This window comes from Aeromonas crassostreae (assembly GCF_054052445.1).
On the sequence record NZ_JBSTYM010000005.1, the window covers coordinates 73,566 to 86,336 of the forward strand.

A 12,771-nucleotide genomic window follows, 5' to 3' on the forward strand; every position below is an offset into this window, starting at 1 on the left:
CGGTCTGAAGTTTTGGTAGTTGGTGATTTGTTGCAACAATGTAGTTTTGAAATAGCACCGTTCCTTTACCGCCAATAATTATGAATAATTATTGGGACATCCACCATTTTGAGCAGGCCTTGGTGTGACTGGCTGTGGTTGCCGTGATAGCACCATGATTGAGGGCTTTTGGCCAGGAAGGAGAAAAGCTCGAGATTTTGGCTTAAAAAGCGGCTTTTCAGCCAGCGCCAACCATGGCATCACAGGCGATGCTGGGGAGTCAAAGTGGTGTGCCGCAGCTCAGAATGAAGGTTGATGACATCGTCGCTGGCCACAATGTTCTGCGTAACGCAGGCAGCGCGTCTTGTCACCCACCACCCTGATACCCCGCCGCCGAAACAGTGTCACTTGCCTTAACCACTGAGCCTTATCAAGGCCCAACCGTTGAAGAATGGGAGCTAGCTCTTCCGGAATATGGCCCCGTTTATCCGTCCTGATAGCCCGACCGGTCCAATCCACCAGCATCAGATAGTCAGTGAAGGTAAACGGCAGCCCCTCGGGCTGATCTGGGCTGGGAGAAATCAGGACACCCACCTTTCTGAGCGAGGCGCTGCATAGCCCGCGCACCAAAGGTGGGTCTCAGTGTTGGATTTTTACTCGCGGGAATTGGCTAAGCCCGCCCCATAACCAAACGTCATGCCCATACAAGGAATTTTTCGTGATCACAAAATACTTATACATCGCAGGCTGCATACCATTCCTTGCACTTGGGATTCTGCATACTGTCTACACAATCACTGACACGTTCAACCCCAAGAAATTAATACCATACCAATCTGATGTGATGGGGCTCATGAAATCGTCATCCTTGGCCATCACAAAAGAAACAAATATGTGGCGCGCATGGGTTGGCTTTAACATCAGTCACGGTATCGGCATGCTGTTTTTCTCCGTCACTTATTTATACTTGTCAACGTCATATATATCCTTCCTGGAAAGCTCTGTCTTTTTCATGAGTGCGGCGCCAATCATTGCATCACTCTATCTCGCATTGTCTAAAAAATATTGGTTTAGCATTCCCATCATAGGATCAACGATCGGTCTGCTGTGTTTCGTTGCAGGGGCATTGGCACAGTTATATACATAGCAAGTCGTTCAAGCCGTTCGCTTAGTTCACTGGTCACAGGCGAAAATCCGCCTCTTAACCAAACGTTATCATTCAAGCCAGAAACAGGAGTGCCTCACATATGGAAGTCAGTTGCAGCTCACTCGATGAAATCCGCGAGCATATCGACAAGATAGATAGCGAAATGGTGGCATTGCTTGCAAGGCGCGGCGCCTTTGTCGCACAAGCCGCATCCTTTAAGAAGACGACAGAGGACGTGAAGGCCCCCAACCGGGTAGATCAGGTCATCGCCAAAGTCATCTCCCTTGCACAAGAACAAGGCGCCAATCCGGAGGTGGTGGAAAGGGTTTATCGCGCCATGATTGCTGCCTTCATCGACGCGGAACTTAAAGAGCATTCACTGCTGAACGCAAATAGCGAGAGACCTTAACAACGGGTTCAACTCTCTCGCTCTACTTGTTGGGACGGACTAACGCCAGCCTCTTAATCCGAACGGCATATCCAGTCGTCAACGCGGGACGCAACCCAGCCTTGAGCCCATGGCGGGCATTGCCTACAATGACCCACTTTTTATCAACCTCAGGTCTATAAAATGAGCGACAACAAACCTGCACTGCCCGACCGTCTGGCGGCCAACCCGCGCAGCCCGCACCATATGGCCGAGTGCTTCGAGCACGAGATAGGCATTCGCGTGAACGGCAAGGAGCGCACCAATGTCGAGGAGTACTGCATCAGCGAAGGCTGGGTGAAGATCCCCTCCCCCAAGGCCAAGGATCGCTACGGCAACCCCATGCTGATCACCGTCAAGGGCACGGTCGAGGCGTTTTACGCCTAAGAGCCCAGGGCCGCCCTGACTCCGTGGCGCGAGCCTGAATAGCGCTCTTCCTATGCCAAGACACCGGCCTCGCGCCGGTGTCTTTGTTTCTCGTCTGGCAGACGCCCTGGCGCTGCGCCGCCCTCTGCACATAGGCTCCCCGGCTCCCATCCATCGCGCCAAAGCCCGCGCCTGAAAAGAGAGAGGCCCACCATCTGGCGGGCCTCTCTTTTATTCAAGGGTGCGTCAATCAGCCGTTGAGTTCGAGCACAGGGCTGAAGCCGCCGAAGATCATGCGGGCACCATCGAAGGGCATGACCTGATTGGCCGGGTTGCCCGGATCCATCCTGGGGTCTTCCATCATCCTGGCCATGGCCTGATCCCGGGTGGCCTTGTCCGGCCACTCCACCCAGGAGAAGACCACGGTTTCATCCTCCTTCGCCGCCACCGCCCGGTAGAAGTCGGTCTGCTTGCCGTGGGGCACGTCGTCCCCCCAGCACTCCAGCACCCGGGTGGCGCCATATTCGAGAAAGATGGGGTCGAACTGGCGGGCGTGATCGATCAGGGCTTGCTTGTTGGCCGTGGGCACGGCGAGTACGAATCCGTCCATATATGACATCAGACTCTCCTCCTTGGTTGAGGAGTTCAGCATAGCAAACCCGTGTCGACTGCTCCGTCATGCCGCCCCGGGGGGTCAGCTGGCCACCAGCTGCTCCAGATCGCTGCGCTTGATGCGCCGGGAGTCCACCTTGACGTAGAGGGAGCGTTCGGCGCCGTCCAGCAGCACATCGCTCACCCCCTCCCGGGCCCGCACTTTTTGCTCGAGATCCGCGCTGGCCTCCACCCCTGCCGGCAGCAGGATACGCAGGCTGCTGACATAGGGGGGCTCTTTCATGGTGAGGCTGAGCCCGAGCCAGAGCAGCGCCAGCAGGGCGCAGCTGCCAAACACCAGGGCCGCCCCTCCCTCGCCATAGAAGAAGCCCCCCAGGCTGCCGCCGATGGCCACGCCGAGGAACTGGCTGGTGGAGTAGACCCCCATGGCGGTGCCCTTGTAGCCCGGCGGGGATTCCTTGCTGATGAGGGACGGCAGCAGTGCCTCCATCAGGTTGAAGCCGATGAAGAACAGCTGCAAGCCGGCCAGTATGCCCCACAGCTGCAGGCCGGATTGCCACAGCACCACCTCGGCCCCCAGCATGGCCAGCACGCAGAGCTGGAACACCCGTTTCATGCGCCTGCGCTTCTCGGCATAGATGATGACGGGCACCACGCTCACGAAGGCGATCAGCATGGTATAGAGGAACGCCTGCCACTGCTGGTCCCGGGGCAGACCCGCTTGTTCCAGCAGGGGCGGCAGCGCCACGAAGCTCGACATCAGCAGGGTGTGGACGCAGAGGATGCCGACGTTGAGCTTGAGCAGACGGGGGTTGCCCAGCACCCGCTTGAAGCCCCCCTTCACCATGCCGGATTCGCGATTGAGCAGGTGCGCCCCGGGCGCCGGCACCCACCACAGCAGGACGGCGATGCCCCCGAGCGCCAGCAGGGCGATGAGCCAGAACAGGCCGGAGAGGCCGATGGCCTGGGTGATGAGGGGGCCTGTCACCATGGCGATGGCGAAGGTGATGCCAAAGCTCACCCCGATGAAGGCCATCGCCTTGGTGCGGTTCTGCTCCCGGGTGAGATCCGACAGGAGCGCCATGACGGCGGCCGAGATGGCGCCGCTCCCCTGCAGGGCGCGCCCCAGGATCACCCCCCAGATGGAGTGGGTCAGGGCCGCAATCCCGCTGCCCAGGGCAAACAGCAGCAGGCCGCCGACGATGAGGGGCTTTCGGCCGATGCGATCCGAGAGCAGGCCGAACGGGATCTGGAACAGGGCCTGGGTCAGGCCATAGATGCCGATGGCAAGACCGATGAGCGTCTCGGTGGCGCCGGCCAGAGACATGCCGTAGGTGGTCAGTACCGGCAGCACCATGAACATGCCGAGCATGCGCAGGGAGAAGAGGGAACCGAGCGCCCAAGTGGCGCGCAGCTCGCTCCGGGTCATCTTGAAATCATGCATGACGGCCTCAGTGCGATAGAAAAGGGGTGAAAGGGATGGGGCGCGAAAGGCGCTGACAGGGCGAGCAGCAGCCCCTCCCGGACAAGATCCTCGGCTGGCCTTCCCGGGTCGCCCCAATGGCAACAGAGCCGGGACTGTGCCCGGCTCTGGATTTTACGCATTTTCGGGGCGAGATGAAGTCGCCGAGTCCCAAATCCTGAGCCAGCCCCCATCTTGGCAGGCAGGGTTCGGGAAAGGCGGGGCCATCAGGGCAGCATGCTGACCAGCACAGCGGAATCTACATCCGGCTGCCCATCCACCGACATCATCACGCTCAGACAGGTGAAGATGACGACGACAATGGAGAACGAGTCTGCATCAGGGCAGCATGCTGACCAGCACAGCGGAATCTACATCCGGCTGCCCATCCACCGACATCATCACGCTCAGACAGGTGATGGTGACAATCGAGAACATGAACAACTTGCGGGCCCAGAGGGAGTCATCCACCGCCTGCTTGTAACCCGACAGCGCCATCCCCAGCCACCAGACGCTGACCGCGGTGGCCACCACCAGGTACTTGTAACCGGCGTAGCCCCCTAAAAACAACATCAGGGTCGGCACCATGAAGGCCAGGATGTAGAGGGTGATGTGGTGCTTGGCCACCGAAATCCCCTTCACCACCGGCAGCACGGGAATGCCCGCCGCCTGGTAGTCCTTGAAGCGGAAGATGGCGATCGCATAGGAGTGCGGCATCTGCCACAGGCTGAAGATCGCCAGCAGGATCAAGGCCCCAGAGTCGAACTGACCGCTCACCGCGCAGTAGCCGATGACCGGCGGCGCGGCGCCGGAGAGGCTGCCTATCAGGGTGCCGTAGACCGAGTGTCGCTTCATGTAGAGGCTGTAGACTCCCACGTACACGATGAAGCCGAGCACCGCCAGCAGCGCCGCCAGGGGGTTGGCGGCAAAGTAGAGCAGCGCCACCCCGGCCAGACCCAGGGCCGTCGCGTACCAGAGGGAGACCCCGGGGGCGATGAGCCCCCTCACCAGGGCGCGGTGCTTGGTGCGCTCCATGATGCAGTCGATGTCCCGGTCGATGTAGTTGTTGAACACGCAACCGGAGGCCACCACCAGGGAGACCCCCACCATGGTCAGGATGAAGAGGGCCAGATCCAGGTTCCCCTTGGCGGCCAGCAGAAAACCGCCGATCACCGAGATGAGGTTGCCGAAGATGATGCCCGGCTTGGTCACTTGCAGGTATTGCTTCATCATCACGCCGCTCAACCTGGCATCATGTTGATGTTGAGGTTGTACATGATCCACAGGGATCCCCCCACCACGATGGCGATGATGAGCACGGTAAACACCAGGGCGGTCAGGTTCCAGCGCTCCTCGGACGAGGTGTTCATGTGCAGGAAATAGACCAGGTGCACGAAGATCTGCACCACGGCACTGGCGACCACGGTCCCCAGGATGACGCCATGGGAGGCGGTCCCCTCCATCACCAGCCAGAACGGGATGGCGGTCAGGATCACCGAAAGCACGAAGCCAATCAGATAGCTCTTGGCGCTGCCGTGGCTGGCGCCGTGACTGTCAACGGTATGACTGCTCATTTACATTGCCCCCATCAGGTAGACCACGGTGAAGACGCAGATCCAGACCACGTCGAGGAAGTGCCAGAACAGGCTCAGGCACATCAGGCGGGTGCGGTTGCGCTCGTTGATCCCCTTCTTGGCTACCAGCACCATCATGACGATGATCCAGACCAGGCCGCTGGTCACGTGGATACCGTGGGTGCCGACCAGGGTGAAGAAGGCGGACAGGAAACCGCTGCGCTGGGGACCGAAGCCCTCGGCTATCAGGTGATGGAACTCGTAGATCTCCATGGCGATGAAGCCGGCGCCCAGCAGGAAGGTCACCAGCAGCCAGCCATTGACCGACGCCACCTTGTGCTTGTTCATGGCCAGCATGGCAAAGCCGAAGGTGATGCTGCTAAAGAGCAGCAGCATGGTCTCGGCAAACACGAACGGCAGCTCGAAAATGTCCTTGCCGGTGGGGCCGCCCGCGGTGCCGGTCACCAGCACAGCGTAGGTGGCAAACAGGCAGGCAAACAGGATGCAGTCACTCATCAGGTAGATCCAGAAGCCGAACACCTTGGTGGCGCCGGCATCATGGTGCCCGTCGTGGGCACCCTGATGGTGGGAGTGTTGCAGAATATCAGTAGCCATATGGGTTCTCATGCCACCTTGCTGATGTTGTCGAAATGCTGACCTTCGATGCGCGCGATCTCGTCGACCTGCACGTAGTAGTCCACATCATCGTTGAAACTGTGAATGATCCAGGTCCCTATCATGCCGGCGAAGCCGACCAGGGCCATCCACCAGATGTGCCAGATCATGGCGAAACCAAACACCACGCTGAAGGCGGCGATGATGACGCCGGCCCCCGAGTTCTTGGGCATGTGGATGGGGGCATAACGGGCCGGCTTCTTGTAAGCGCTGCCGTCGGCCTTGGCTTCCCAGAACGCATCCAGACCTGTGATGGTCGGCTCGATGGCGAAGTTGTAGAAGGGCGGCGGCGAGGAGGTGGCCCACTCCAGGGTACGGCCACCCCAGGGGTCGCCGGTCAGATCCCGGTTCTTCTCCCGATCGCGAATGCTCACCACCACCTGGATGAGCTGGCACAGCACCCCCAGGGCGATGAGGCCGGCACCGACCGCCGCGACCACCAGCCAGGGGTGGAAGGCGGGATCAATCTGCTGGCTGACGCGACGGGTCATGCCCATGAAGCCCAGCACGTAGAGCGGCATGAAGGCGACGAAGAAACCGACTATCCAGCACCAGAAGGCGCGCTTGCCCCAGGTCTCGTCCAGGGTGAAGCCGAACGCCTTGGGGAACCAGTAGGTGATGCCGGCGAAGCAGCCAAAGACCACGCCGCCGATGATGACGTTGTGGAAGTGGGCGATGAGGAACAGGCTGTTGTGCAGCACGAAGTTCGCCGCCGGCACCGACAGCAGCACCCCTGTCATGCCCCCTATGGTGAAGGTGATGATGAAACCGACGGTCCACAGCATGGGCGAGGTGAACGCGATGCGGCCCCGGTACATGGTGAACAGCCAGTTGAAGATCTTCACCCCGGTCGGGATCGAGATGATCATGGTGGTGATGCCGAAGAAGGCATTGACGTTGGCGCCGGACCCCATGGTGAAGAAGTGGTGCAGCCAGACGATGAAGGAGAGCACGGTAATGGCCACGGTCGCCCACACCAGGGAGGTATAGCCAAACAGCTTCTTCTTGCTGAAGGTGGCGACCACCTCGGAGAAGATGCCAAACACCGGCAGCACCAGGATATACACCTCGGGGTGACCCCAGGCCCAGATCAGGTTGATGTACATCATCATGTTGCCACCCATGTCATTGGTAAAGAAATGGGTACCCAGGTAGCGGTCTGCGGTGAGCAGGGCGACGGTGACGGTCAGGATCGGGAAGGAGGCGATGATCAGGATGTTGGCGCACAGGGCGGTCCAGGTGAACACCGGCAGCCGCATCATGGTCATGCCCGGGGCCCGCATCTTGATGATGGTGGCGAAGAAGTTCACCCCGGTCAGCAGGGTGCCCAGCCCCGAGATCTGCAGGCTCCAGATCCAGTAATCCACCCCGACGCCCGGGCTGTACTCCAGACCCGACAGGGGCGGATAGGCCAGCCAGCCGGTCTGGGCAAACTCACCCACGGCGAGGGAGACGTTGATCAGCACCACGGCGGCGGCGGTGAACCAGAAGCTCAGGTTGTTCAAGAAGGGGAAGGCCACGTCACGGGCGCCGATCTGCAGCGGCACCACTATGTTCATCAGGCCGATCACCAGGGGCATGGCCACGAAGAAGATCATGATGACACCGTGGGCGGTGAAGATCTGATCGTAGTGATGGGGCGGCAGCACCCCTTCCCCGCCGGCCGAGGCCATCACCTGCTGGGTCCGCATCATGACCGCATCGGCGAAGCCGCGCAGCAGCATGATCATGCCGAGAATGAGATACATGATACCCAGGCGCTTGTGATCCACCGAGGTGAACCACTCCTGCCACAGATATTGCCACTTGCCGTAGTAGGTGATGAGGGCGGCGATCGCCAGCCCGCCCAGAATGATGGCCGCCACCGTCACCATGATGATCGGCTCATGGTATGGGATGGCGTCGAGCGTTAATTTTCCAAACATCAGTTATTCCTCGGATCCCGCGTTCACGGAGTGGTCATCCATCGGCATATGCCCTGCATGATCCCCTTGGCTGTCATGGGCCATGGCGGCGTGGTTCATGGCCTGGTGTGCTCCCTCCTGACGAGGGGTTGCGCCGTGCGCCATCCCTGCATGACTCCCGTGGTTCATGTCACCCATGAACTTGTTGATCACCTTGGTGAACAGCACGGGGTCGGCCGCGGAGAAATACTCCACCGGATGGTATTGGGTCGGCTTGGCCAGGGCGTCGAACTCCGCCATGGTGGCCAGCACCTTGGGCGCGGCTCTCACCTTGGCAACCCAGGCGTCGAAACCGGCTTGATCCTGGGTCGCGATGGCCTTGAACTTCATGCCGGAGAAGCCGGCGCCGCTGTAGCTGCTGGAGATGCCGTCATATTGACCCGCCTCGTTGGCGATGAGGTGCAGCTTGGTCTGCATCCCGGCCATGGCATAGATCTGTCCCCCCAGACGCGGAATGAAGAAGGAGTTCATGACCGAATCCGAGGTGATGCGGAAATTGACCGGGGTATGGGCCGGGAAGGCCAATTCATTGACCGAGGCGATGCCCAGCTCGGGATAGACAAACAGCCATTTCCAGTCCAGCGAAATCACATCGACCTGGATGGGTTTGACGTCGGAGGTGAGCGGCTGGTAGGGATCGAGCTCGTGGGAGGTCTTCCAGGTGATCACGGCCAGAATGGCGACGATAATCACCGGTACTGTCCAGACCACCACTTCAATCTTGTTGGAGTGGGCCCAATCCGGGGCATAGGTTGCACTGGTATTGGAGGCTCGATATTTACGGGCAAATACCACGGCCATGATAATGACCGGGATCACCACGATTAACATTAAATAAAGCGCGGTTAATATCAGCGACTTCTCTTCCAGACCAATCTGGCCCTTGGGATTCATTAATGCCATATCGCAGCCACTCAACAAGCCAGTGACGGCGATTAATAACAACGCTCCCAAGCCCCTCTTATAGTCAAAAGGTCTCATGCTACTTCCTTTCTCTTGCAAGGCGTAAAGCTGTAAATAAAACGCATCATTCTGGGCAAGAGACACCCGGCTAAACAACATGAAAAATTAATCCGGGCAGAGGGTCAGGTTTCGGGGAGGGGGCATCGGCTGCACACTAATCAATCCCGGTCTGATACCAATTAATTAACAGCCTCATACAGAACCAACAAAAATCCTTCATCAGCTGAAATGAACAATTCCTGAACGCATAACATGATAAAAAAGAGGGGTAATGACGTGAATTCGTCGGGCGGGAAATAAGGCCGAGGCCGCAGCCAGCGGGTATTTCCTGGCATGATTAATTATATTTTGTACGCCTCGGCACCTGGTTCAATCCCGATGGCGCCATATATTCACAACCTTATTACATTAATAAAAAACAAATAAACCAAACCCTCACCCAATACAACAAATAAGGGCAGAGGCCTGGCCCCTGCCCTGACATCATCGCGTTCCCTTACCGCGACATCCGCCTCGGGGTCAGGGGTGCCGATGCTCCATCCGGGTGGCGACCGCGATCCGGTTCCAGGCGTTGATGGTGACGACCTGCATCAGGCATTGGGCCAGCAGGGCCTCGCCAAGCAGGCCCAGGGCCCGCTGGTAGGTCTCCTCCGTGAGCCCTTGCTCGCCGATCAGCGTCACCTCGTCGGTCAGGGCCAGTACGGCGCGCTCCCGTTCATCAAACAGCGGCGATTCACGCCAGGCAGAGAGCGCCAGCAGACGCTGGGGGCTCTCCTGCTCGGCCATGGCGGCCTCGGCGTGCATCTCGATGCAGTAGGCACAGCCATTGATCATGGAGGCCCGCAACTTGATGAGCTCCTTGAGCATGAAGGGAATGTCGGTGCCACCGAGATAGGACTCGAGGCCCCTCATGGCCTTGACGGCGGCGGGGACCAGACTGGCCAGTTGGATACGTGCTGACATGGGATGCTCCTGTGCAAACAGTGCCCGGTTTGGGCGACGACCTCATTGTTCATCTTCGCAACTGAAAATAGAATACCGCCATAAACTGCAACAGTTTTGCATTCATCGCAAAGGAGTATCCATGCTGGATCGCATTCGTATCCTGGCTCAGGTGGTGGAGTCCGGCAGCTTCTCCCGCGCCGCCCGCGCCCTCAGCCTGGCCCCCTCCTCGGTGACCCGCACCATCGACAGCCTGGAGGCCCAGCTGGGGGTGCCCCTGTTCAAGCGCAGTACCCGTCAGCTGGTGCTCACCGAGCAGGGGGACTATTTTCTCGCCCGCTCGGTGCGTCTGCTGGAGGAGGCCGATCAGCTGGTGCAATCCCTCCAGCCGCTCCATGAGGCCCCCAGCGGCCCGCTGCGGGTCTCGGTATTCGAGAGCTTCGGCGCCGCCTGCCTCTCGCCCCTGCTGCCCGAGTTCCTGGCGCGCTACCCGGGGATACGGCTCGAGATCGAACTCGACAACCGCCTGGTCGATCTCGATGCCGACAACGTGGATGTGGCGATCCGCATCGGCCGCCCGACCGACAGCGGCCTCCATGCCCGCACCCTGCTGACCAACCGCTCCCTGCTGGTCGCCTCCCCCGCCTATCTGGCCCGCCATGGCGAGCCCGGCACGCCGGAGGAGATCGCCGGCCACAACTGCCTCATCCGCGGCCAGGGTCGTCAGCGCCAGCACTGGTATTTTCGGCAAGGGGCGCAGCAGCGCAGGGTCGCGGTGCAGGGCAACCTCACCTCCATTGGCGGCACCCCGCTGCTGGAGGCGGCCCGGGCCGGCTGCGGCCTGTTGTTGCTGTCGAGCTGGATGGTGCAGCGCAGTCTGGATGAGGGAAGCCTGCGGCCAGTGCTGCCTCTGTGGCGGGCCTCCCCCTACGAGCACAGCGACGACCAGATCCTTGCGGTGTTTCGCGGTGGCCGTTTCTTGAAGCCCCAGAGCCGCGCCTTCATCGACTTCCTGGTCGAACGGATCCCGCCCCTGCAAATCCAGGGACCCGGCTGGCCCGAATAGGGGGAACAAAGCCGAGGGGCAAGGGCAAAGGCGGGGCCCATATCAGCAAGGCCCGCCGGGGGGCGAGCCTTGTCATGTCAGCTGGCCTTGGGATCCTCCCCGAAGCGGTTCGGGCCCGCCTGTCCCTCGCATACCATGAAGTAGAGGAAGACCAGGGTGCCGACGATGGGGATCAGGTTGATGAGCAGCCACCAGCCAGTGCGATCCGTGTCGTGCAGGCGCCGGGCCCCCACCGCCAGACTCGGCAGCAAGACCACCAGGGAGTAGAGGTTGGCGATCTGCTCCTTGAGTCCGATCAACTGGCCAAGCAGACTCAGCAGCAGGGCTATCCCCAGGTTGCAGAGCACGAACATCCAGTACTCCTTGCGCCGCGCCCGCCCGGTAAAGACGGCATATTTCTTCATGACGATCAGATACCACTCCATATCGACTCCTTATCAACAATGAAAGAAATGAGATAAACCAAGGATCCCCGTGCTAGTCGCGCCCCTTGCCCCAGGCCACCAGAGTATCCCGATAGAGGGCCAGCAGGGCCTGATCCCGCATCGCCACCCCGACCCGCTGCGCCGGGCAGTCCGCCCACCCGTCATGGGGATGGCGCCTGTCGTCAAACTTTTGCAGGGTGTGGCCGATGGCGGGGCCGTCCGTGACGACCCGCACCGGCCCCTCTCTCAGGGTAAACAGGGTCGGATCGATCACATAGGCGATGGCGGACGGATCGTGCACGTGGCAGCCATCCAGGCCAATGCGCTCGGAATAGAACCTCAGATAGAAGCGGCTGACATCCCACAGGAAGCGGCCTGGCTCCCCCGCCTCGTCGCGCAGGGTGTCGAGGTAGGCGCCGCTGAAGAAACTCTGCTGGGTCACGTCCAGCCCGATGATCACCAGGGGCCAGGGGGCGGTGAACACCCTGTCCGCCGCCTCGGGATCGTCGTGAACGTTGGCCTCTGCGTAGGGGGTCACGTTGCCGCGATGGCCGTTGACGCCAAAGGCGCCCCCCATCACCACCACCTGCTTGACCAGGGTGACTATCTCAGGGGCGGCCTCGAGCGCCAGGGCCAGGTTGGTGAGGGGCCCGATTGTCACCAGGGTGATCTCGCCGGGGTGAGCCTGCACCGTCTCGACGATGTATTGCCAGGCCGGGCGAGAGTCCGGCGTCAGGGTCACCTCCCCCGCCGCCACGTCCCCCAGCCCGCTCGGGCCGTGCACCACTGTGGTCGGCCCCACGGGATCGCGCACCAGGGGCGCGGCGGCGCCCATGGCCACATCGGCCTTCATGCCGTATTTGTGCTTGAGCCAGAGGGCATTGCGGGTGCCGTTCTCTATGGTGGCATTGCCAAAGACGGTGGTGATCCCCACCAGATCGATGGCGGGGTGCGCCTCGGCGAAGAGAATGGCCATGGCATCGTCGATGCCGGGGTCCGTGTCCAGGATGATCTTGCTGGTCATGATAAGGTTCCAATGAGAACGAAAAGCCAGTGTAGCGCCTTGGTGCCCCTGCGTCAGGATCCCCTTCACAGGATGAGCCCGGGGAGGCAATTCCAGGCCCGATCCCGTTTTTATCGCCCTCGGCCTGTTATAGTCGACAGGGCAT

At 60.4% G+C, this 12,771-nt stretch carries 14 protein-coding genes; 4 read left to right on the forward strand and 10 right to left on the reverse strand.

Translation table 11 applies throughout. The annotated features are described in order from the left end of the window. Nucleotides 1–697 precede the first annotated feature (697 nt). From ACW5W4_RS05600 to ACW5W4_RS05610, 3 genes are all read left to right on the forward strand, one after another. Nucleotides 698–1,126 carry an LIC_13387 family protein gene (locus ACW5W4_RS05600; RefSeq protein ID WP_427260610.1) on the forward strand — a complete coding sequence of 143 codons (429 nt, stop codon included), beginning with the start codon at nt 698–700 and terminating at the stop codon, nt 1,124–1,126. A 100-nt stretch (nt 1,127–1,226) separates the two neighbouring features. Further along, entirely contained in the window at nt 1,227–1,535 is a 309-nt protein-coding gene (locus ACW5W4_RS05605; RefSeq protein ID WP_456688687.1) for a chorismate mutase, read from the forward strand. A gap of 162 nt (nt 1,536–1,697) precedes the next feature. Further along, nucleotides 1,698–1,940, forward strand: a complete 243-nt coding sequence (locus ACW5W4_RS05610) for a DUF3297 family protein (RefSeq protein WP_456688688.1) — start codon at nt 1,698–1,700, stop codon at nt 1,938–1,940. Between the two features lie 229 nt (nt 1,941–2,169). On the opposite strand, the gene ACW5W4_RS05615 is transcribed toward ACW5W4_RS05610, so the two are convergent. From ACW5W4_RS05615 to ACW5W4_RS05650, 8 genes are all read right to left on the reverse strand, one after another. Beyond that, complete coding sequence (locus ACW5W4_RS05615) at nt 2,170–2,538, reverse strand: DUF1428 domain-containing protein (protein WP_456688689.1); 369 nt, start codon at nt 2,536–2,538, stop codon at nt 2,170–2,172. Between the two features lie 75 nt (nt 2,539–2,613). Continuing rightward, a complete protein-coding gene (locus ACW5W4_RS05620) occupies nt 2,614–3,975 on the reverse strand; it encodes an MFS transporter (RefSeq protein ID WP_456688690.1) in 1,362 nt (453 codons plus the stop codon). A 357-nt stretch (nt 3,976–4,332) separates the two neighbouring features. Further along, entirely contained in the window at nt 4,333–5,229 is an 897-nt protein-coding gene (gene cyoE, locus ACW5W4_RS05625; RefSeq protein WP_456688691.1) for a heme o synthase, read from the reverse strand. A gap of 5 nt (nt 5,230–5,234) precedes the next feature. Continuing rightward, nucleotides 5,235–5,567 carry a cytochrome o ubiquinol oxidase subunit IV gene (locus tag ACW5W4_RS05630; RefSeq protein WP_456688692.1) on the reverse strand — a complete coding sequence of 111 codons (333 nt, stop codon included), beginning with the start codon at nt 5,565–5,567 and terminating at the stop codon, nt 5,235–5,237. Continuing rightward, nucleotides 5,568–6,182 (reverse strand): cytochrome o ubiquinol oxidase subunit III, encoded by a 615-nt coding sequence (locus tag ACW5W4_RS05635; RefSeq protein ID WP_456688693.1) that lies wholly within the window; start codon nt 6,180–6,182, stop codon nt 5,568–5,570. Between the two features lie 8 nt (nt 6,183–6,190). Continuing rightward, complete coding sequence (gene cyoB / locus ACW5W4_RS05640) at nt 6,191–8,167, reverse strand: cytochrome o ubiquinol oxidase subunit I (protein ID WP_456688694.1); 1,977 nt, start codon at nt 8,165–8,167, stop codon at nt 6,191–6,193. 3 nt (nt 8,168–8,170) lie between these two features. Next, complete coding sequence (cyoA, locus tag ACW5W4_RS05645; RefSeq protein WP_456688695.1) at nt 8,171–9,187, reverse strand: cytochrome o ubiquinol oxidase subunit II; 1,017 nt, start codon at nt 9,185–9,187, stop codon at nt 8,171–8,173. 501 nt (nt 9,188–9,688) lie between these two features. After that, the gene (locus tag ACW5W4_RS05650) at nt 9,689–10,132 is read right to left on the reverse strand and encodes a carboxymuconolactone decarboxylase family protein (protein WP_456688696.1); all 444 of its coding nucleotides are present in this window, start codon (nt 10,130–10,132) and stop codon (nt 9,689–9,691) included. A gap of 121 nt (nt 10,133–10,253) precedes the next feature. Here ACW5W4_RS05650 and ACW5W4_RS05655 point away from each other — a divergent pair, with 121 nt between their 5' ends. Beyond that, nucleotides 10,254–11,177, forward strand: a complete 924-nt coding sequence (locus ACW5W4_RS05655) for a LysR family transcriptional regulator (RefSeq protein ID WP_456688697.1) — start codon at nt 10,254–10,256, stop codon at nt 11,175–11,177. A 77-nt stretch (nt 11,178–11,254) separates the two neighbouring features. On the opposite strand, the gene ACW5W4_RS05660 is transcribed toward ACW5W4_RS05655, so the two are convergent. Both ACW5W4_RS05660 and ACW5W4_RS05665 read right to left on the reverse strand, forming a co-directional pair. Then, nucleotides 11,255–11,602, reverse strand: a complete 348-nt coding sequence (locus ACW5W4_RS05660) for a DUF805 domain-containing protein (protein WP_456688698.1) — start codon at nt 11,600–11,602, stop codon at nt 11,255–11,257. Between the two features lie 52 nt (nt 11,603–11,654). Continuing rightward, complete coding sequence (locus tag ACW5W4_RS05665; RefSeq protein WP_456688699.1) at nt 11,655–12,626, reverse strand: nucleoside hydrolase; 972 nt, start codon at nt 12,624–12,626, stop codon at nt 11,655–11,657. Between the last annotated feature and the right edge of the window lie 145 nt (nt 12,627–12,771).

Excerpts from the sequence above, each read along its gene's own strand:
- ACW5W4_RS05605 (WP_456688687.1), top strand. The coding sequence starts at position 1,227 with ATGGAAGTCAGTTGCAGCTCACTCGATGAAATCCGCGAGCATATCGAC.
- ACW5W4_RS05610 (WP_456688688.1), top strand. The coding sequence starts at position 1,698 with ATGAGCGACAACAAACCTGCACTGCCCGACCGTCTGGCGGCCAACCCG.
- ACW5W4_RS05615 (WP_456688689.1), bottom strand. The coding sequence starts at position 2,538 with ATGTCATATATGGACGGATTCGTACTCGCCGTGCCCACGGCCAACAAG.
- ACW5W4_RS05620 (WP_456688690.1), bottom strand. The coding sequence starts at position 3,975 with ATGCATGATTTCAAGATGACCCGGAGCGAGCTGCGCGCCACTTGGGCG.
- ACW5W4_RS05630 (WP_456688692.1), bottom strand. The coding sequence starts at position 5,567 with ATGAGCAGTCATACCGTTGACAGTCACGGCGCCAGCCACGGCAGCGCC.
- ACW5W4_RS05635 (WP_456688693.1), bottom strand. The coding sequence starts at position 6,182 with ATGGCTACTGATATTCTGCAACACTCCCACCATCAGGGTGCCCACGAC.
- cyoB (WP_456688694.1), bottom strand. The coding sequence starts at position 8,167 with ATGTTTGGAAAATTAACGCTCGACGCCATCCCATACCATGAGCCGATC.
- cyoA (WP_456688695.1), bottom strand. The coding sequence starts at position 9,187 with ATGAGACCTTTTGACTATAAGAGGGGCTTGGGAGCGTTGTTATTAATC.
- ACW5W4_RS05650 (WP_456688696.1), bottom strand. The coding sequence starts at position 10,132 with ATGTCAGCACGTATCCAACTGGCCAGTCTGGTCCCCGCCGCCGTCAAG.
- ACW5W4_RS05655 (WP_456688697.1), top strand. The coding sequence starts at position 10,254 with ATGCTGGATCGCATTCGTATCCTGGCTCAGGTGGTGGAGTCCGGCAGC.
- ACW5W4_RS05660 (WP_456688698.1), bottom strand. The coding sequence starts at position 11,602 with ATGGAGTGGTATCTGATCGTCATGAAGAAATATGCCGTCTTTACCGGG.
- ACW5W4_RS05665 (WP_456688699.1), bottom strand. The coding sequence starts at position 12,626 with ATGACCAGCAAGATCATCCTGGACACGGACCCCGGCATCGACGATGCC.